Annotated in this window: 15 protein-coding genes; 12 read left to right on the forward strand and 3 right to left on the reverse strand. The window is 69.0% G+C overall.

Annotated features, from left to right (window positions below):
• Nucleotides 1-9 precede the first annotated feature (9 nt).
• Nucleotides 10-546: a hypothetical protein gene (locus tag RT456_RS11595; RefSeq protein WP_313346644.1), complete on the reverse strand. Its 537-nt coding sequence runs from the start codon at nucleotides 544-546 to the stop codon at nucleotides 10-12.
• 128 nt (nucleotides 547-674) lie between these two features.
• Between RT456_RS11595 and RT456_RS11600 the strand changes: the two genes are divergently transcribed.
• The 8 genes from RT456_RS11600 (at nucleotide 675) to tsaB (ending at nucleotide 12,522) form a co-directional block, all read left to right on the forward strand.
• The gene (locus tag RT456_RS11600; RefSeq protein ID WP_313346645.1) at nucleotides 675-2,828 is read left to right on the forward strand and encodes a bifunctional (p)ppGpp synthetase/guanosine-3',5'-bis(diphosphate) 3'-pyrophosphohydrolase; all 2,154 of its coding nucleotides are present in this window, start codon (nucleotides 675-677) and stop codon (nucleotides 2,826-2,828) included.
• 29 nt (nucleotides 2,829-2,857) lie between these two features.
• A complete protein-coding gene (locus tag RT456_RS11605; protein WP_313346648.1) occupies nucleotides 2,858-4,420 on the forward strand; it encodes a hypothetical protein in 1,563 nt (520 codons plus the stop codon).
• Nucleotides 4,421-4,473: 53 nt separating this feature from the next.
• Complete coding sequence (locus RT456_RS11610; RefSeq protein WP_313346651.1) at nucleotides 4,474-5,373, forward strand: NAD(P)-dependent oxidoreductase; 900 nt, start codon at nucleotides 4,474-4,476, stop codon at nucleotides 5,371-5,373.
• Nucleotides 5,373-6,419, forward strand: coding sequence for a glycosyltransferase family 2 protein (locus RT456_RS11615; protein ID WP_313346654.1), 1,047 nt, complete (start codon nucleotides 5,373-5,375; stop codon nucleotides 6,417-6,419). Before RT456_RS11610 ends, RT456_RS11615 begins: the two co-directional genes overlap by 1 nt.
• Nucleotides 6,420-6,512: 93 nt before the next feature.
• Nucleotides 6,513-8,951 carry a penicillin-binding protein 1B gene (gene mrcB, locus RT456_RS11620; protein WP_313346657.1) on the forward strand — a complete coding sequence of 813 codons (2,439 nt, stop codon included), beginning with the start codon at nucleotides 6,513-6,515 and terminating at the stop codon, nucleotides 8,949-8,951.
• Between the two features lie 22 nt (nucleotides 8,952-8,973).
• Complete coding sequence (locus RT456_RS11625) at nucleotides 8,974-9,504, forward strand: hypothetical protein (RefSeq protein ID WP_313346660.1); 531 nt, start codon at nucleotides 8,974-8,976, stop codon at nucleotides 9,502-9,504.
• A 250-nt stretch (nucleotides 9,505-9,754) separates the two neighbouring features.
• A complete protein-coding gene (locus tag RT456_RS11630; protein ID WP_313346662.1) occupies nucleotides 9,755-11,809 on the forward strand; it encodes an ATP-dependent DNA helicase in 2,055 nt (684 codons plus the stop codon).
• 5 nt (nucleotides 11,810-11,814) lie between these two features.
• Nucleotides 11,815-12,522, forward strand: coding sequence for a tRNA (adenosine(37)-N6)-threonylcarbamoyltransferase complex dimerization subunit type 1 TsaB (gene tsaB / locus RT456_RS11635; RefSeq protein WP_313346665.1), 708 nt, complete (start codon nucleotides 11,815-11,817; stop codon nucleotides 12,520-12,522).
• 46 nt (nucleotides 12,523-12,568) lie between these two features.
• Here tsaB and RT456_RS11640 read toward each other — a convergent pair whose 3' ends face one another.
• Nucleotides 12,569-13,456 carry an energy transducer TonB gene (locus RT456_RS11640; RefSeq protein WP_313346667.1) on the reverse strand — a complete coding sequence of 296 codons (888 nt, stop codon included), beginning with the start codon at nucleotides 13,454-13,456 and terminating at the stop codon, nucleotides 12,569-12,571.
• Entirely contained in the window at nucleotides 13,453-14,403 is a 951-nt protein-coding gene (gene gshB / locus RT456_RS11645; RefSeq protein ID WP_313346670.1) for a glutathione synthase, read from the reverse strand. Before gshB ends, RT456_RS11640 begins: the two co-directional genes overlap by 4 nt.
• 248 nt (nucleotides 14,404-14,651) lie before the next feature.
• On the opposite strand from gshB, the gene pilG reads away from it, so the two are divergent.
• From pilG to RT456_RS11665, 4 genes are read left to right on the forward strand one after another with little or no spacing between them, the layout of a single operon-like run.
• Nucleotides 14,652-15,053 carry a twitching motility response regulator PilG gene (gene pilG, locus RT456_RS11650; RefSeq protein WP_017356958.1) on the forward strand — a complete coding sequence of 134 codons (402 nt, stop codon included), beginning with the start codon at nucleotides 14,652-14,654 and terminating at the stop codon, nucleotides 15,051-15,053.
• Nucleotides 15,054-15,071: 18 nt separating this feature from the next.
• A complete protein-coding gene (locus RT456_RS11655) occupies nucleotides 15,072-15,440 on the forward strand; it encodes a response regulator (protein WP_313346673.1) in 369 nt (122 codons plus the stop codon).
• Nucleotides 15,440-15,970: a chemotaxis protein CheW gene (locus tag RT456_RS11660; protein ID WP_313346675.1), complete on the forward strand. Its 531-nt coding sequence runs from the start codon at nucleotides 15,440-15,442 to the stop codon at nucleotides 15,968-15,970. The genes RT456_RS11655 and RT456_RS11660 overlap by 1 nt, the downstream gene beginning before the upstream one ends.
• A gap of 44 nt (nucleotides 15,971-16,014) precedes the next feature.
• Complete coding sequence (locus RT456_RS11665; RefSeq protein ID WP_313346678.1) at nucleotides 16,015-18,051, forward strand: methyl-accepting chemotaxis protein; 2,037 nt, start codon at nucleotides 16,015-16,017, stop codon at nucleotides 18,049-18,051.
• The last annotated feature ends 84 nt before the right edge of the window (nucleotides 18,052-18,135 follow it).

An 18,135-nucleotide genomic window follows, 5' to 3' on the forward strand; every position in this document is an offset into this window, starting at 1 on the left:
GCCGTACGCTTACTTGACGCGCTGGACCTTGGCGCGGGTGTTGCTGCCCTTCACCTGCATGTACCAGGTGCCGACCACGCCCGGCGAGATCGACACTTCCGGGTTGGTCTTGCGCACGCCGGCCAACGTGACGTCGTCGGTCTGTTCCCATTCCTGCTTGTTGGCCAGCACATAACGGCGGCCCTTGCCGAAGCCACGGAACTCACCTTCCAGCGTGCTCACGATCGGCTCCTTGGTGCCGAACGCGAAGAACCCGCGGTTCTTCACGATCACTTCCTGGCGGCCTTCTTCGCGCGCTTCCTCGCGCACCTGTTCGCGGACCTGCTCGCGCACGTCGGCGCTGACCGCAGCTACCTTGCCCTGCAGCCAGCCGTTGAGGGCGGCCAGCTCGGCCGGGCTGAGCTTGTCCAGGCCGGCCGCCTTGAATTCGGCCGACGACATCTGCTGCTGCAGGTCACCGTCGACCACGCGCTGGGCCAGGGCCGGGCCGGCCATGCTCAGCAGGACGGCCGCACAGGCCAACACTCTCAGACGGGAAAAACGCATGGCAGGTCTCCGTAAATGGGATGGCGCCGGATGTTGTCCGGCAAAAAAACATTGCAAACGCCGGTGGTGATTGTCCGGCAGCGGTACCGGCGCTAGTGTAGGGCTCTCTGCCTTGTCTGCACGATGCTGTGAACCGCGCTTCTCTCCCCGGCCTGGATGCCCTGTTGAACCGACCCTCGGCGGCATCGCTGCCGCCTGTGCTGCGCGAGGCGCTGCTGCAGCGCTGGGGCGCGGCCGATGCCGACCACGCGATGCAGGCCGGCTGGCCGGTGCTGGCCGACACGCTGGATGCGCTGGCCCTGCTGTCGGCCGACGACAGCGCGCTGCTGGCCGCGCTGCTGTTCGACCTGCCCGGGCTGCGCACCGGGCTGGACGCGCTGCCGCTGGGTAACCACAAGGCCGGCGTCGTCGGGCTGCTCGAGGGGCTGGATGCCGCCGACCAGGTCTGGGCGCTGCATGCGGGGCGCGACGCGGGGCGCAACAGCGAAGGCCTGCGCCGGCTGCTGCTGTCCATCATCCAGGACCTGCGGGTCGTGCCCATCCTGCTGGCGCGGCAACTGGCACGCATGCGGGCGGCCGACCGGCTGCCCGAGGAGGAGCGGCGCGCCCTGGCCCAGCTCACCCGCGACATCCACGCGCCGTTGGCCAACCGGCTCGGTATCTGGCAGTTGAAGTGGGAGCTGGAGGACCTGGCGTTCCGTCACCTGGAGCCGGATACCTACCGGCGCATCGCACGCGAGGTCGATGAAACGCGCCTGGCGCGCGAGCGCTACGTGGAAACGGTGAAGAAGGCGCTCTCGCGCGAGTTGCTGGCGCAGGGCCTCCAGGCCGAGGTCAGCGGTCGGCCGAAGCACATCTACAGCATCTGGCGGAAGATGCAGAAGAAGCGACTGGCCTATGAGCAGCTGTACGACATCCGCGCCGTGCGCGTGATGGTGCAGGACGTGGCCGCCTGCTATGCCGCGCTCGGCGTGGTGCACTCGTTGTGGGCACCGGTGCCAAGCGAGTTCGATGACTACATCGCCCGGCCCAAGGCCAACGATTACCGGTCCCTGCATACCGCCGTGATCGGCCCGGAAGGGCGCACCATCGAAGTGCAGATCCGCAGCCACGACATGCATGCGCAGGCCGAACTCGGCGTGGCCGCACACTGGCGCTACAAGGAAGGCAGCAAGGGCGCGGAGAAGGCGTTCGACCGCAAGATCACCTGGATGCGCCAGTTGCTGGAGCAGTCGCAGGAAGGCCACGGGGGGGAGCTGGCCGGTGCGCTGGACGCCGAGCTGACCGAGGACCGGGTCTACGCGTTGAGTCCGAAGGACGAGGTGATGGACCTGCCACAGGGGGCCACGCCGCTGGATTTTGCGTACCACGTGCACACCATGGTCGGGCATCGCTGCCGTGGCGCGAAGGTGAACGGCCGCATCGTGCCGCTGACCTACCGCCTGCGCAGCGGCGACCGCGTGGAGATCCTCACCGGCAAGGAGGCCGATCCGCGCCGCGACTGGCTGCTGGCGTCCAACGGCTTCCTGGCCAGCAACCGTTCGCGCGACAAGGTGCGTGGCTGGTTCCACAAGCTGGACCGCGCGCGCAACGTGCAGGCCGGCCGTGACCTGCTCGACCGCGAATTGAAGCGGCTCGGCCTGCAGCACGCCGACCTGGCCGTTGCCGCCAGGAAGTTCCATGCCGACAGCGTGGATGACCTGTACATCCAGGTCGCGCTGGGCGACACCGGCCCCAACCAGGTCAGCCGCGCGCTGCTCGAAGCCGAACGCGCGGCCAGCCAGCCGGCGGCGCCCGCACTGCCGCGCCCGACCGCACGCCGGGACGGCCTGGGCAAGTCCAAATTCACCGTTCAGGGCGTGGGCAACCTGCTGGTGCAGTTGGCGCGGTGCTGCCAGCCGGTCGCCGGGGAGCCGATTGTCGGCTACCTGACCCGTACCCGCGGCGTCACCGTGCACCGCACCGACTGCGCCGCGCTGGCGCGCCTGTCGGCGGCCAGCCCGCAGCGCATCCTTCCTGTTGAGTGGGGGCAGGCGGGCAGCGGCTACGAGGTGGACGTGGTGGTCGATGCCGTGGACCGGCGCTGGCTGCTCAAGGACATCACCAACCTGATCGCGCAGGAAGACGCCTATGTACTCGACATCCACAGTGACAACGTGCGCAACAGCGGCCGCGCGCACCTGCGCCTGCGCCTGAAGGTGAGCGACTACGGCCAGCTTTCCACGCTGCTGGGCAAGCTGGATGCGCTGCCGGGCGTGAGCGACGCGCGACGTCTGGGCTGAAATCACGTGAACAGCGCCAGGCTCACGGAATGAGCCATCACCCCGACCGCCAGGATGCCGCGCATGCAGCGCTCCGCCGCGTGCGCCGTGAAGGTCGCTGGTGGTGGCTGCAGGCGTGGCACACACGGAAGATCTGGCGGTGGGCAGCGCTTGTGGCCGTGCTGGTGTTCGCCTTGCTGGTGCTCGCGAGGCGTCCGTTGGCGAACTGGTTCTGGAACGAACCGCAGGTGGAGCAGCTGCTGGATCGCGGTGACCGTGCGCTGGCCGCCGGGCGGCTGAGTGCGGCCGATGGGAGCGGTGCGCGTGAGTGGTACCAGGCGGCGCTCGCGCTGGATGGCGACCGCACGCAGGCGCGCACCGGCCTGGTGCGCACCGCGCAGGCCGCGCTGCAGCAGGCGCGCGATGCCTTGGCCGCAGGTGATCCCGACGCGGCGCAGCGCGCCCTCGCCCTGGCCCGCGAACTGCAGGTGCCACAGCGCGACGCGGACGCGGTGGCGCGCCTGCTGCGCGAGCACCAGCAGAACGGCGCCGGTTTCGGTGTGCTGCTTGGCCGCGCCGAGGCAGCGTTGCAGGCACAGCGGCTCGATGGCAGCGACGACAGCGCGCTGCCGTTGTTCCAGCAGGCGCTGGCACTCGCGCCCAACCACCTGCGCGCGCTGGAAGGGCGCGAGGACGCGTTGTCCGACCTGCTGCAGAAGGCGCGCGAGGCGGCCGCGCGCGGTGATGTGGCGCAGTCCTCGGCAGTGCTGCAGCGTGCACGCGGCTTCGATGCCGGCCACGTCGACCTTCCGGCCAGCGAGGCCGCACTCAATACCGCGCTGGAGCATCGCCAGCGGCAGGGGCAGGCGGCCTTGACCCGACAACGCTGGGAGGCGGCCGGGTCCGACTTCCAGGCCGTGCTGGCCGTCCGCCCCGACGATCCGGCGGCACAGCAGGGCCTGCAGCGCGTCATCGATGCGTTGTTGGCCGCGGCGACGCGACAGGCCGCGGATTTCCGCTTCGGCCCCGCCGAGCAGGCGCTGGAGACGGCCCAGTCGCTGGGTGCCTCCGACCGCGCGCTGGTGGCGGCGCGGCAGGCGATGGCGCAGGCGCGCCAGGCCGAGCGCGCCTTGAATACGCCGGCCGCCACTCCGGCGCGGCGCGAGCGTTCGTTGGCGCGGTTGCTGGAGAATTTCGCCGACGCCGAATCCCGCGGTGACTTCCTCGCCCCGCCCGGCCGCAGCGCCTACGATGCGTTGCGCGAAGCACAGGCGCTGGCCCCGCGCGACGCGCGCGTGCGCGCGGCAGCGCAACGCCTGCTGCCTGCAACCCGCGCGTGTTTCGAGGACCGGCTCCGCGAGAACCGCGTGCAGGCTGCCGGCGCCTGCCTGGAGGCATGGCAGACCCTGGCTCCCGGCGCGGACGCGATCGGCCCCGCCCGGCAGCGGCTGGCCCAGCGTTGGCTGGCCATCGGCAGCGAGCGGTTGGGGCGGGGCGATGTCGAGTTTGCCCGTACGGCATTGCAGGCGGCCAAGGCGTTGGGCAGCAGCGCAGCGTCGGCCGACCACCAGGCGCTGCAGCAGCGGTTGAACGACATCGACGCGTCGCGCTGAGGCCGCGGCGGGCCTCAGCTATAGTATGGGGTCCATATCCAGCTGGGGCCGGCATGACCGTCCTTGTTTCCGGTGCGACCAGTCAGATCGGCCGTTTCCTGCTTGCACGCCTGTCGATGGCAGGGATTCCGGTGCTGGCCATCAGCCGTAAGCCACAACCTCCCCAAGAGGGGGTGCAGTGGCGCATGGGTGATCTCGAGACGGTCCTGGCAGCACACCCCGGAGAAACCTGGCAGGCGATCGTCAGCTTCAGCCCGATGGAGGCCTGGGCGGACTGGCTGGCCGGTCAGGCGCTGGCACCGGCGCGGAAGATCATCGCCACCAGTTCGATGAGCGTGGTCACCAAGCAGGCGTCCGCGCAGACCGATGAGCTGCGCGTGGTTGCCCGGCTGCAGCGGGGCGAGCAGGGGCTGGCCGAGCAGGCCGGGCGGCTGGGCATGCAGTGGACCGTGCTGCGGCCCACATTGATCTACGGTGCCGGTATCGACCGCAGCCTGAGTCCGATCGTGGCGCGTGCACGGCGCGTGCGCATGTTCCCGATCCCCATGACCCACGGTCTGCGACAGCCCGTGCATGCCGACGACATCGCCAGGGCGGTCATGGCCGCCCTGGACACCGATGCCGCCGCGTCGACGGTGCTGGAGATCGGTGGCGGCGAGCGCCTGCAGTACCAGCGCATGTTCCAGCGTGTGCGGGCAAGCATGGCCGAGCGGACGTTGCCGTTGTACCTGCCGGCGCACGCGCTGCGGCTGCTCGCGGCGCTGCTTCCGCGCGCCCGCGGGCCGGTTTCCCGGCTGGAGCAGGACCTGGTCGCCGACAACGCACCGCTGCAGCGCCTGCTGGGCGTTCATCCGCGGCCGTTCCAGCCCGATGCGGCCACGTGGTCGCCGATGCCGCTGTCGGCTGCCGGGGAACGCATCCGCCTTGCGCCGCAGCAGCAGGGTGCGGCCTGATGTCCAGTGCCCACACCGGTTCCGCAGCGGCGCCTCGGTTCGGCGTGGCGATGTGCACGTACAACGGCGCGCCTTACCTGCAGGCGCAGCTGGACAGCATTCTGGCGCAGACCGTGCCTGTGGATGAAGTGGTCGTGGGTGACGATGGCTCCTGCGACGCTACGCTGGCCATGCTCGATGCCTTCGCCGTGCGTGCATCGGCCCGCGGCATCCGGGTGGAGGTGGTGCAGCATCCCCGCAACCTGGGTTATGTCGCGAACTTCTCCGACGCGCTTCAGCGGTGTCGCGCCGACGTCCTGTTTCTGTGCGACCAGGACGACGTCTGGGATCCCGATCGCGTGGAGGCGTTTGCCAGCCGATTCGACGCGGACCCCACCCTGCTGATGCTGCACAGCGATGCACGCCTGGTTGATGGCGAAGGCGCGCCGCTCGGCGCCACGCTGCTGGAGGTGCTGCGGGCGCATCCAGCCGAGATCGCGCTGGAGCGCTCCGGACAGGCGATGGATGCCATTCTGCTGCGCAATTTCATCACCGGCGCCACCTGTGCGCTGCGCCGCTCGTTGTTGGCGGAGGCCCTGCCCGTCGCGCCGCGCTGGAGTCATGACGAATGGTTGGCGGTGATCGCATCGCTGAAGGGTGGGCTGGACCTGCTGCCGCGCTCGACCATCGACTACCGCCAGCACGGTGGCAACCAGATTGGTGCATCGCGGCGCTCGATTCTGCATCAGTTTCGTGCGTTGAATCTGCGTGATCGGGGCGGGCAACAGCGCACCGCCGAACGACTGCGCGGCTTGCAGGCGCTGTTGCAGGCGCGTGGGGTGACGTTCGCACCCGACGACCTGCAGGGGCTGGCCGCGGTCGCATGGCGCATGGCCTGGTCGCGCCTGCACGTGTATCGCCGGGTGGATGTGGACTGGCGCTGGATCGCCCATGACGCGCCGCGGCTGGTGGCGCGCATCGCCAATGCCTGCCTGGCGGGCGGTGGCTGGCGGGGCGGGGTTGCCGCCTGCAGGGGTGCCTGGACCGGCTGGCGGGGCGGGGTTTGACCTGATTGAACTGCGGTGAAACGGCGGATCGCCTGGCGCCTGCTGCAGCGGCAGCTGCGCTAGACTCGGCAAAGTTTATTCTTCCGAATGCCCGTGCCCCCACGCTACGATTCCGACGACATCGACGAGTTCGAGGACGACACCGAAAGCCGCTGGCCGCGCTGGCGTCGTCGCCTGATCACCTGGGGCATGGCCGCGTTCGCGCTGGCGCTCGGATTCCTGATCCCTTACACGGTCTACCTCAATACGCAGGTCACGCAACGTTTTGGCGAACTGCGCTGGCAGATCCCGACGCGTGTCTATGCGCGACCGCTGGCGCTGGCGCCGGGCGTGGCCATGGATGTGCAGACGCTCAAGACCGAGCTGGCGGCATCGGCGTACCGGGATGACGGGACCGGCAAGTCACCGGCCACGTTCAGCCAGGATGGCGGTCGCTTCGTCATCTCCAGCCGCGGCTACAACGACGTGGACGGTCGGGTCGCGCCGCGTCGGGTTGAACTGAGCGTCTCCGGCGGTCAGGTCGCCTCGCTCCGCGACGCCGACAGCCGCAAGGCAGTCAAGGCCGCACGCCTGGATCCGGCGCGTATCGCCACGCTGTACGGACAGAAGCAGGAAGAGCGCCGCCTGGTGCGCCTGGAGGAAACGCCGGAGCTGCTGGTCACTGGCCTGCAGGCGGTGGAGGACAAGGACTTCAACCGCCACCACGGCATCGACCTGAGTGGCATCGCGCGCGCGGTGTGGGTCACCATTCGTTCCGGCGGCCAAAGCCGCCAGGGCGCCTCCACGCTCACCCAGCAGCTGGCCCGCAGCGGCCTGCTGGGGATTGGCAAGGAACAGACCGTCACCCGCAAATTCAACGAAGTGCTGTACGCGCTGATCATGGAGGCGCGCTACGACAAGCGCACCATCCTTGAGGCTTACCTCAACCAGGTTTACCTGGGCCAGCGCGGCAGCCAGGCGATCCACGGCATGTCCTCGGGTGCCGAGTTCTGGTTCGGGCGCGATCTGTCCTCGCTTAATACCGAGCACGTCGCGTTGCTGATCGGCCTGGTCAAGGGCCCGTCCTACTACGACCCGCGGCGCAACCCGGAACGCGCGCTGGACCGGCGCAACTTCGTGCTGGGCAAGCTGCACGAGAACGGCCTGATCGATGACGCCGAGCTGCAGCGTGCGCTCAAGGCGCCGCTCGGGGTGCCGAAGAATCCGGGGCTGATCGCCGCCAACCGCTTCCCCGCCTATGTCGACCTGGTGCGTCGCCAGCTGGGCCATGATTACCCGGAATCGGTGCTGCAGGGCGCCGGGCTGAGCGTGATGACGGGCATGGCGCCGTCGGCGCAGGCCTATGCCGAAGGCGCCGTCACCAAGACGCTGAAGTCGCTGGAAAACAAGCGACGCCCCGAACTGCAGGCCGGACTGGTGCTGACCGACGTGCACAACGGCGACGTGCTGGCTGTGGTCGGCAGCCGTGATGTATCCGAGCCGGGCTTCAACCGCGCCATCGAGGCGCAGCGGCAGGTGGGTTCACTGCTCAAGCCGTTCGTGTATCTGCTGGCGCTGGCGCAACCGGACAAGTATTCGCTGGCCAGTTTCGTCGATGACTCCCCGGTCACCGTGCAGCTCAGCCGCGGCAAGCGCTGGACCCCGGGCAACGCGGACAATCGCAGCCACGGCACCGTGCGATTGATCGACGCGCTGGCCAACTCCTACAACCAGGCCACCGTGCGCGTGGGCATGCAGGTGGGCCCGGAGCGGGTCACCCAGCTGATCCATGTGCTGGCCGGACTCAAGGCGGAGAGCAACCCGTCGGTGATCCTGGGCGCGACCGACCAGAGCCCGTACGCGATGGCCCAGCTGTACCAGTTCCTTGCCTCGGGTGGCGAGATCCAGCCGCTGCACGCCGTACGCGGCGTGCTCGACCCGCAGGGCAAGCTGCTCAAGCGCTACGACAAGACCCCCGCGCCGGCGCAGGAGGGCGACTCCATTGCCGCCAACCTGATCAGCATCGGCCTGCAGCAGGTGGTCTCCAGCGGCACCGCGCAACGGCTCAACGCCGATGGCCTGGGCCGTCTGCAGGCCGCCGGCAAGACCGGTACCTCCAACGACGGGCGCGACAGCTGGTACGCCGGCTACACCGGCGACCACCTGGCGGTGGTCTGGATGGGCAACGACAAGAATGAACAGACCGGCCTGTTCGGTGCGACCGGTGCGATGCGGGTCTGGTCGGGCATCTTCAGCCGCCTGCCGAGTTCGCCGCTGAAGGTCAGCAACAAGGGCCTGGACTGGCAGCCGGTGGAGGCCAGCGGCACCGCTGCCACCGACGAATCCTGCCCGGGTGCGCGTCGCTTCCCGTTCGTGGTCGGCTACGCGCCCGCCTATACCGCCTGCGTGGCGCCGACCGCCTTGCCCGAAGGTGAGGGGGGCGAAGGCAATGAAGGCGGCGGCTGGCGCAGCTGGTTCGGTCTGGACAAGAAGCCCGAGCCGGCCGCAGAGCCGGCCCAGGCCGCGCCCGCGGCCACTCCCCCCGCTCGATGAACCGCACCAGAGGCTGGCCCGCATGATTCCTTCCCGCACCGTGATCCGTACCTCTGCCGTGCTTGCGCTCGGCGTCGCCCTGGCCGCCTGCGTGTCCACCGCGCCGCCGGTCAAGGTGCCGGTCGACACCACCACCCCGGCCCAGCGGCTGGCGGCAGTGGACGCGGCTGCCGGCAACGATGACAAGGAACTGGCCGTGCAGCCGCTGCGCGACGCGGGTATCGAAGACCTGCGCGTGGTCGCGCTGGCCAAACGCCAGGCCAACGACCTGGCCGGCGCGGCTGAAGCGCTGAACGAGGCGCTGCTTATTTCCGAAGGCGACCCGTCGATCCTGCAGGAACGTGCCGAGATCGCCCTGCTGCAGGGCGATTGGGCCCGCGCCGAAACGCTGGCGCGCAAGGCGGTGGACCTGGGCTCGAAAACCGGCCCGCTGTGCCGCCGCCACTGGGCCACGATCGAGCAGTCGCGTCTGGCCCGCGGTGAGAAGGAAAACGCGGTATCGGCGCACGCCCAGCTGGAAGGCTGCACGGTGCCGGCGATCAAGCGCTATTGAGGGTAGTGCCGGCCGCTGGCCGGCTCCTCAAGCGCTATCGAGGTAGTGCCGGCCGCTGGCCGGCTCCTCAAGCGCTATCGAGGCAGTGCCGGCCGCTGGCCGGCTCCTCGGTGAAGTCCGGATTGTGCAGAGCCGGCCAGCGGCCGGGCTCTTCGGGTTGCCATTGTTCCGAAGAGCCGGCCAGCGGCCGGGCTCTTCGGGTTGCCATTGTTCCGAGGAGCCGGCCAGCGGCCGGCACTACAATAGCTGCATGTCACGTCTCGCCCATGCCAGCAGTGAAGCCCTCAGCGAGGGCGGCACGCTCGCCAGCCAACTCGATGCCTTCGTCGCGCGACCCGCGCAGCTGCGCCTGACCACGGCCATCGCCGAGGCATTCGACCAGCGCGAAGTGCTGCTGGCCGAAGCCGGTACCGGTACCGGCAAGACCTTCGCCTACCTGGTGCCGGCGCTGTTGTCCGGGCTCAAGACCATCATCTCCACCGGTACCCGCGCCCTGCAGGACCAGCTCTACCACCGCGACCTGCCGCGCGTGCGCGCCGCGCTTGGCGTGGGCCACAGCAGCGCGCTGCTGAAGGGGCGCGCCAATTACCTGTGCCGCTACCGCCTGCAGCAGGCGCGGGGTGAGCCCCGCTTCGTCTCGCCGGAACAGGTCGCGCAGTTCCAGCGCATCCTGGCGTGGTCGGGGCGCACGAAATTCGGCGACATGGCCGAGCTGGATGCGCTGCCGGAAGACTCGCCGCTGTATCCGATGGTCACCTCCACGGTGGACAACTGCCTGGGTACGGAGTGCCCGTTCTGGGACGACTGCTTCGTGGTCCAGGCCCGGCAGCGTGCGCAGGCGGCCGACGTGGTGGTGGTCAACCACCACCTGCTGCTGGCCGACCTGGCGTTGAAGCAGGAGGGCTTCGGCGAGATCCTGCCCGGCGCGCAGGCGTTCGTGATCGACGAAGCGCACCAGCTGCCCGAACTGGCCGCCAACTTCTTCGGCGAGAGCTTCGGCATGCGTCCCTGGCAGGAGCTGGCGCGCGACTGCCTGGCCGAAAGCCGCAGCGTGGCGGGTGCGCAGGCCGCGCTGCAGGCATCGGCGGCGACGCTGGAGCAGACCCTGCGCGACCTGCGTGAGGCAATGGAGGGGCTGCCGCCGCGGGGTACGCAATGGCGTGCCCTGGCCGTGCCACAGGTGCGCGATGGATTCGATGCGGCGATGACTGCGCTGGTGACGGTGCGCGACGCATTGGACGGGGTGCGCGAGGCGTCGCCGGGGCTGGATGCCTGCCATGCCCGCGCGACCGAAGCGGTGTCGCGGCTGTCGCGCTGGCTGGGCGACGATGCGCCGCTGCTGGACTTCGACGCCGAGCCGGATGGCGCGCCGGCAGCGGCCGAGGTGCTCTGGTACGAGCTGACCCCGCGCGGTTTCCGCTGCCAGCGCACGCCGATGGATGTGTCCGGGCCGCTCCGCGAGCACCGCCAGAAGTCGATGGCCGCCTGGGTATTCACCTCCGCCACGCTTACCGTGGATGGGCATTTCGAGCACATCGCGCAGCGCCTGGGCCTGGATGACCCGATCACCCTGCTGCAGCCCAGTCCGTTCGACTGGTCCCGCCAAGCGCTGTGCTATCTGCCCACCGATCTGCCGGATCCGGCCGCGCGCGGCTTCGGTACCGCGCTGATCCGGGCATTGACGCCGGTGCTGGAGGCGTCCGCCGGCCGCGCGTTCCTGTTGTTCGCCTCGCATCGTGCGCTGCGCGAGGCGGCCGAGGCGCTGCGTGATGCGCCGTGGCCGCTGTTCGTCCAGGGCGAGGCGCCGCGCGCCACGCTGCTGCAGCGCTTTCGTGAGTCCGGCAATGGCGTGCTGCTGGGCTCGGCCAGCTTCCGTGAAGGCGTGGACGTGGTCGGCGATGCGCTGAGCGTGGTGGTGATCGACAAGCTGCCGTTCGCGGCGCCGGACGACCCGGTGTTCGAAGCGCGGCTGGACGCCATCCGCCGCGACGGCGGCAACCCGTTCCGCGATGAGCAGTTGCCGCAGGCCGTCATCGCGCTCAAGCAAGGGGTAGGGCGGCTGATCCGCAGCGAGACCGACCGGGGGGTGCTGGTGCTGTGCGACCCGCGCCTGGTCAGCCGCAGCTATGGGCGCACCTTCCTGGATTCGTTGCCACCCTTCCGCCGCACCCGCGCGCTGGACGATGTACGTGCCTTCTTTGCGCCACAATGGGCTGTCGCCGATCCGGCCGCCGTTGCCGCTGCACCCGTCTCCGCGCCGGTGCCGGCCACCGCCGACGATGTCTTCCCCACTTCCCTGTTCTGACCGCCATGAAACTGCTCGCCTTTGAAACCGCGACCGAAGCCTGTTCCGTTGCCCTGTACGTGGATGGGCAGGTGCTTGAGCGCTTCGAGATCGCCCCGCGCCGCCACGCCGAGCTGAGCCTGCCGTGGGCCGAGGCGCTGCTGGCCGAGGCCGGCCTGGCGCGCGGGCAGCTCGACGCGATCGCGCTGGGGCGTGGTCCCGGCGCATTCACCGGGGTGCGGCTGGCGATCGCCATCGCCCAGGGCATCGCGCTGGCGCTGGACCGCCCGCTGATTCCCGTGTCTACCCTGCAGGCCCTGGCGTTGCGCGCGCCGGCGGATGCCACGCATGTGCTGAGCAGCATCGATGCGCGCATGGGGGAGGTGTACGTGGCGCGGCAACTGCGCGTGGACGGCAAGTGGCAGCTGCAGGGCGAAGAAGTGGTGTGCGCGCCCGAATCGGTGGAGCTGCCCGATGGCAGCCGCTGGTTCGGCGTGGGCACCGGCTTCGGCGCGACCGAGGGCCTGCTGGCCACCCGGTTGGCGAATCGTCTGGATGGCGTGGATGCGCAGGCCCTGCCGCGCGCGTCGGACGTGCTGGCGCTGGCGGTGCCGATGTTCGAACGTGGCGAGGCGATGGCCCCGGAGCGGGTCGAGCCGGCCTACCTGCGCAACAACGTGGCCCTGACCCTGGTGGAACAGCAGGCCGCAAGGGCGGCGAAACAATCCGTGTAACGCCCCAGCCACGCAGGGCGTGGCTCTACGCGCGGCGGGTGCTGCATCACCGGTCGTCCCGCAACTCCCCGCCCGGCAGGAACACCCATGTCCGCGTGACCTGCAGGATGTCCACACCGTCATCGGTCTTGGGCAACGGCGGGAACGGCTGGGCCAGGCGGATGACCCGCAACGCCGTCTCATCCAGCAGCGGGGTGCCGCTGCTGCGCAGGATCCGGCTGCTTTCCACGCTGCCGTCGCGGCGCACGCCCACCGTGATCACCACTTGGCCGCCGAGCCGGCGCTGGCGGGCCTCGTCGGGGTAGTTCAGGTTGCCCACGCGCTCGGCGCGATCTACCCAGGCACGCAGGTAGCCGGCGTAGGCGTACTCACGCGTGCTGGCCGAGACGAACTTGCGGTTCGGGCGCTTGGCGTACTGCGCTGAGCGCAGGTGCACTTCGGCGGCCAGGCGCGCCATGTCGGCATCACGCTGCTCGCGCGCCGTCATGGGGGCGTCCGGTTGCGGGTGGTCCGGCAGCGGCTGCGGCTGGGCGTCGGCCATCCGGTCGGCACTGTTGCGGGTGGACACCACCCGCGCCTGCGGGGGCGGCGGGCTGGCCGCATCCTGGCGCCGCTGCGGCACTGGCGACACGCCGGCCTGCGGCTGCGGCACGATACCGGTCTGGTTGTCGCGAGGACGCTGCGCCTTGTCGTGGTCGCCGCCACCCTGCTGGTTGGCCTGCGCCAGGAAGTCGGCCTGCTTCGGCGTCAGCGGTGTCTGGGTCTGGCTGAAGATCACATCCAGGGTCGGCACCAGCGCGGCGTTGTCGCTCACGGCAAAGCCCACGCCGAGGATCAGCAGCGCATGCACCAGTGCCGACAGCGCCAGGGTGGCACCCAGGCGCTGCGATTCGCGTGCCTGCAACGGCACCATCGGCGCGACCACGGTGCTCATCGCGGCAGGCCGGCCTCGATCGCGTCGAACAGGGTGCCGGCGATGTTCAGGCCGAACTGGGCGTCCAGCTCGCGCACGCAGGTGGGGCTGGTGACATTGACCTCGGTCAGGTAGTCGCCGATCACGTCCAGGCCGACAAAGCGCATGCCGCGGCGCTTCATCTCCGGCCCGACCTGGGCGGCGATCCAGCGGTCGCGCTCGCTCAGCGGGCGGCCTTCGCCGCGGCCGCCGGCGGCCAGGTTGCCGCGGAATTCGTCGCCCTGCGGGATCCGGGCCAGGCAGTAGTCCACCGGCTCGCCGTCGACCAGCAGGATGCGCTTGTCGCCGGCGGTGATGTCCGGAATGAACTTCTGCACCAGGGCCAGCTTGCGCTCGCCGTCGGTCAGCGTCTCCAGGATCACGTTGAGGTTCGGATCGCCGGTGCCGCTGCGGAAGATCGAGCGCCCGCCCATGCCGTCCAGCGGCTTGAGCACGGCCTGGCCGTGTTCGAGCACGAACGCCTTCAGGTCGGCATGGCGGCGGCTGACCAGGGTCGGCGGGCAGCACTGCGGGAACAGCAGGGCGGCCAGCTTCTCGTTGTAGTCGCGCAGGCCCTGCGGGTCGTTCACCACCAGCGCGCCGGCCTGCTGGGCGACGCCCAGGACCTGCGTGTCGTAGATGAATTCGGCATCCACCGGCGGGTCCTTGCGCATCAGCACGACCTGGCCGGGGCCGAACGTGGTCTGGCTGAATTCGCCCAGCGTGAACCAGTCATGCGCGTCGTCGCGGACCTGGAGCGGGGCGGTACGGGCGACCGCCACCCCGTCACGCAGCGCCAGCCCACCAGGGCTGACGTAATGCAGGGCGTGGCCACGGCGCTGGGCTTCCAGCAACATGGCGAAGGTGGTGTCCTTGGCGATCTTGATATGGGCGATGGGGTCCATCACCACGATGACATTCAACGGCATGGTCGCAACCTGGCGGGCAGGCGCTGATGGTAGCGGCAATGCGCCCGCGCTGCCTGCCCTGGCGACCGGAACGCAGCGTCCGGAGGCCTTCACGGTTTGCGCAATTCCGGGCGCGGCGCCGACCCGGGGGGCGCACCCGGCTTGGCTTGGGAAGCACACCCTTGATGACGGCCGCGTGGTGGGATATAGATACGCTTTCGCAGCGGCGCCGGACCAAAGCAGAAGCGTCGCGCGCTCGGGGAAAGGTAATGACTGAAAACATGGCTGCGGGTGGGGAACTCGCAGGGCTCAGAGTCATGGTCATCGATGATTCGAAGACCATTCGCAGGACCGCGGAAACACTGCTCAAGCGCGAAGGCTGCGAAGTGGTGACTGCGACCGATGGTTTTGAGGCGTTGGCCAAGATTGCCGACCAACAGCCCCAGATCATCTTCGTGGACATCATGATGCCCCGTCTCGACGGGTATCAGACCTGCGCGCTGATCAAGGGAAACCAGCTGTTCAAGTCCACGCCGGTGATCATGCTGTCCTCCAAGGACGGCCTGTTCGACAAGGCGCGCGGACGCATCGTGGGCTCGGAGCAGTACCTGACCAAGCCTTTCACACGTGAAGAACTGTTGGGTGCCATCCGCACATACGTAAACGCCTGACCAGGGGGGAAAGGCACAATGGCTCGAATCGTTCTGATCGAGGACTCACCGACCGACCGGGCGGTGTTCATCCAATGGTTGACCAAGGCCGGGCACGAAGTGTTCGAGGCCGGCAACGCCGAGGACGGCCTCAAGCTCGTCCACGAGCTCGACCCACGGCCGCAGCTGGTGCTGATGGACGTGGTGCTGCCCGGCATGAGTGGCTTCCAGGCCACCCGCGCGCTGAACCGTGACGAGACGACCAAGGGCATCCCGGTCATCATCGTGAGCACCAAGGCGATGGAAACCGACAAGGCCTGGGGACTTCGCCAGGGCGCGTCCGCCTACATGGTCAAGCCACCGCGCGAGGACGAGCTGATCGCGCAGATCAACGAACTGGTGTCCTGATGCGTTCTCCTTTCGACATCCTCGAAGCCTACGAACGGCGCAGCCTGGCCCATGCGGTGCAGCTGCCCGAACGGCAGTTCGCCCAGGACCTGTGGCGCGGCGTGGGGTATCGGGTCGGCAAGCGCCACCTCGTTTCGGACTTCCGCGAAGTGGTGGAAATCGTGCCGATGCCGCCCATCACCCCGGTCCCCGGCGCACAGCCGTGGCTGCTCGGCGTGGGCAACCTGCGCGGCAACCTGTTCCCGGTGGTCGACCTGAAGTACTTCATGGAAGGCGAGCGCACCGTGCAGCAGGAAGGCCAGCGCGTGCTCATCATGCGCCAGGCCGGCGGCGACGTCGCCCTGACCATCGATGAACTGTTCGGCCAGCGCAGCTTCGAGCAGCAACAGGACACCGGCACCGGTGACCTGGCCAGCGGTCGGTATGCCCACTTCATCGACCGCGCGTTCCACGGCGACGGCCATGACTGGGGCGTGTTCTCCCTGTCGCTGTTGTCGCGTACCCCCGAATTCAGGCAGGCCGCGGCGTGAACGCTGCTGCCTGCCTCACTGCATTTGAAGATCGAGGTTGAACGATGAGTACTACTTCGGAAACCGCCAAGGCCGGCAAGCTGGGCACGGTGGGAACCAATTTCTGGCTGGGCCTGCTGGCCGTGTCGATGATCCTGTTCGGCCTCAATACCGGCGTGGCCACCTGGCAGGGCAGCCGCCTGGCCGGCGCCAGTACCGGTGCCGCCGATCTCCAGGTGTTGTCCCAGCAGCTGGCCAACCAGGGGCGTGAAGCGGTTTCGGGTAACGCCCAGGCATTCACCGCCTTCAAGGACACCAAGACGCGCATCGAAAGCACCGTGAGCAGCCTGCAGGGGCGCTACGGCAGCGAAACCAACGTTTCCGGACCGCTCAACCAGCTCAGCCAGACCTGGGAGCCGCTCGGCAAGAGCGCTGCCCAGCTGGTGGCCAGTGAGCCGGCTGTGCTGGCCCTGGCCGGCAACGCCAACAACTTCGTCAACGGCGTTCCGGCGCTGCAGGCACAGCTGAACGAAGTGGTGCGTGCCATGTCGGCCGGTGGTGCACCGGCCTCGCAGGTCTACAACGCGCTGCAGCAGGTGGTGGTGGTGGGCTCCATGGCCCGCCGCGTCACTGAAATGCGCGCCGGTGGCGCCAATGCCGCCGCCGCCGGCGACGCACTGGCGCGTGACTCGGTGGTGTTCACCCAGGTGCTCGAGGCGCTGCGCAACGGCAATGAAGAGCTGGGCATCGCGCCGGTCCGCAATGCCGGCGCGCTGGCGGCGCTGGAGCAGTCGCAGAAGCAGTGGGACACCATGAAGCAGGACGCCGACGCGATCCTGGCCAGCTCGCGCCAGCTGTTCTCGGCGCAGTCCTCGGCGGCGGCCCTGACCGGTGGTTCGGGCAAGATGCTGGACGACAGCAAGAAGCTGTTCGAGGCGTTCTCCTCGTTCGGCTCGGTGCGCGACACGCGCCCGTTCCCGAACTTCTGGCTGGGCGTGGTGTCCGGCGCGCTGTCGCTGTTCGCCATCATCGGCTTCGTCAGCAGCACCGTGCGCAGCCGTTCGCGTGAACAGGAACTGCGCTACCAGACCCAGGTGGAATTCAACAGCCGCAACCAGCAGGCCATCATGCGGCTGCTGGACGAAATCAGCTCGCTGGGTGAAGGCGACCTGACGGTGAAGGCCTCGGTGACCGAGGACATGACCGGCGCCATCGCCGACGCAATCAACTACGCCGTGGACGAACTGCGCCACCTGGTGACCACCATCAACGACACCTCGGCCAAGGTCGCCGTGTCGACCCAGGAAACCCAGGCAACGGCGATGCAGCTGGCCGAAGCGGCGGGCCACCAGGCCAACCAGATCACCTCGGCGTCGGACCGCATCGGCGAAATCGCGTCGAGCATCGAACAGGTGTCGCGCAACTCGGCCGAGTCGGCCGACGTGGCACAGCGCTCGGTGGTCATCGCCGCCGAAGGTGCCGGTGTCGTGCGCGAAACCATCCAGGGCATGGACCAGATCCGTGACCAGATCCAGGAAACCTCCAAGCGCATCAAGCGCCTGGGTGAGTCGTCGCAGGAAATCGGCTCGATCGTGGAACTGATCAACGACATTTCCGAACAGACCAACATCCTGGCGTTGAACGCCGCGGTGCAGGCGGCCTCGGCCGGTGAGGCCGGTCGTGGTTTCGCGGTTGTGGCCGACGAAGTGCAGCGCCTGGCAGAACGCACTTCCGGTGCGACCCGACGGATCGAAGGCCTGGTCCAGGCCATTCAGGCCGATACCAATGAAGCCGTCAGCTCGATGGAGCAGACCACCGCTGAAGTGGTGTCCGGTGCGCGCCTGGCCGAGGATGCCGGTACCGCACTGACCGAAATCGAACGCGTGTCCAACGCGCTCAACAACCTCATCAAGAACATCTCGATCGCCGCCCAGCAGCAGTCGTCGGCCGCGTCGGACATCACCCGCACCATGGGCGTGATCCGGCAGATTACCGGCCAGACCTCGCAGGGCGCGGGACAGACCGCCGAGTCGATCGGTCATTTGGCACAGCTGGCGGCCGACCTGCGCCGCTCGGTTGCCGACTTCAAGCTGCCGGCGTGAGCCGCGGGCAGGGCGGAGAGGGAAGGAATCAGCAGATGATGCATCGCGAGAAATCACAGCACGACACGCGCGCCCACCTGCCGG

Origin of the sequence: Stenotrophomonas sp., assembly GCF_032099025.1 — a bacterium.
Classification (GTDB): domain Bacteria; phylum Pseudomonadota; class Gammaproteobacteria; order Xanthomonadales; family Xanthomonadaceae; genus Stenotrophomonas.

Coding starts and splice junctions, on each gene's coding strand:
- RT456_RS11595 (WP_313346644.1), bottom strand. CDS start 546: ATGCGTTTTTCCCGTCTGAGAGTGTTGGCCTGTGCGGCCGTCCTGCTG.
- RT456_RS11605 (WP_313346648.1), top strand. CDS start 2,858: ATGAGCCATCACCCCGACCGCCAGGATGCCGCGCATGCAGCGCTCCGC.
- RT456_RS11610 (WP_313346651.1), top strand. CDS start 4,474: ATGACCGTCCTTGTTTCCGGTGCGACCAGTCAGATCGGCCGTTTCCTG.
- RT456_RS11615 (WP_313346654.1), top strand. CDS start 5,373: ATGTCCAGTGCCCACACCGGTTCCGCAGCGGCGCCTCGGTTCGGCGTG.
- RT456_RS11625 (WP_313346660.1), top strand. CDS start 8,974: ATGATTCCTTCCCGCACCGTGATCCGTACCTCTGCCGTGCTTGCGCTC.
- RT456_RS11630 (WP_313346662.1), top strand. CDS start 9,755: ATGTCACGTCTCGCCCATGCCAGCAGTGAAGCCCTCAGCGAGGGCGGC.
- tsaB (WP_313346665.1), top strand. CDS start 11,815: ATGAAACTGCTCGCCTTTGAAACCGCGACCGAAGCCTGTTCCGTTGCC.
- RT456_RS11640 (WP_313346667.1), bottom strand. CDS start 13,456: ATGAGCACCGTGGTCGCGCCGATGGTGCCGTTGCAGGCACGCGAATCG.
- gshB (WP_313346670.1), bottom strand. CDS start 14,403: ATGCCGTTGAATGTCATCGTGGTGATGGACCCCATCGCCCATATCAAG.
- pilG (WP_017356958.1), top strand. CDS start 14,652: ATGACTGAAAACATGGCTGCGGGTGGGGAACTCGCAGGGCTCAGAGTC.
- RT456_RS11655 (WP_313346673.1), top strand. CDS start 15,072: ATGGCTCGAATCGTTCTGATCGAGGACTCACCGACCGACCGGGCGGTG.
- RT456_RS11660 (WP_313346675.1), top strand. CDS start 15,440: ATGCGTTCTCCTTTCGACATCCTCGAAGCCTACGAACGGCGCAGCCTG.
- RT456_RS11665 (WP_313346678.1), top strand. CDS start 16,015: ATGAGTACTACTTCGGAAACCGCCAAGGCCGGCAAGCTGGGCACGGTG.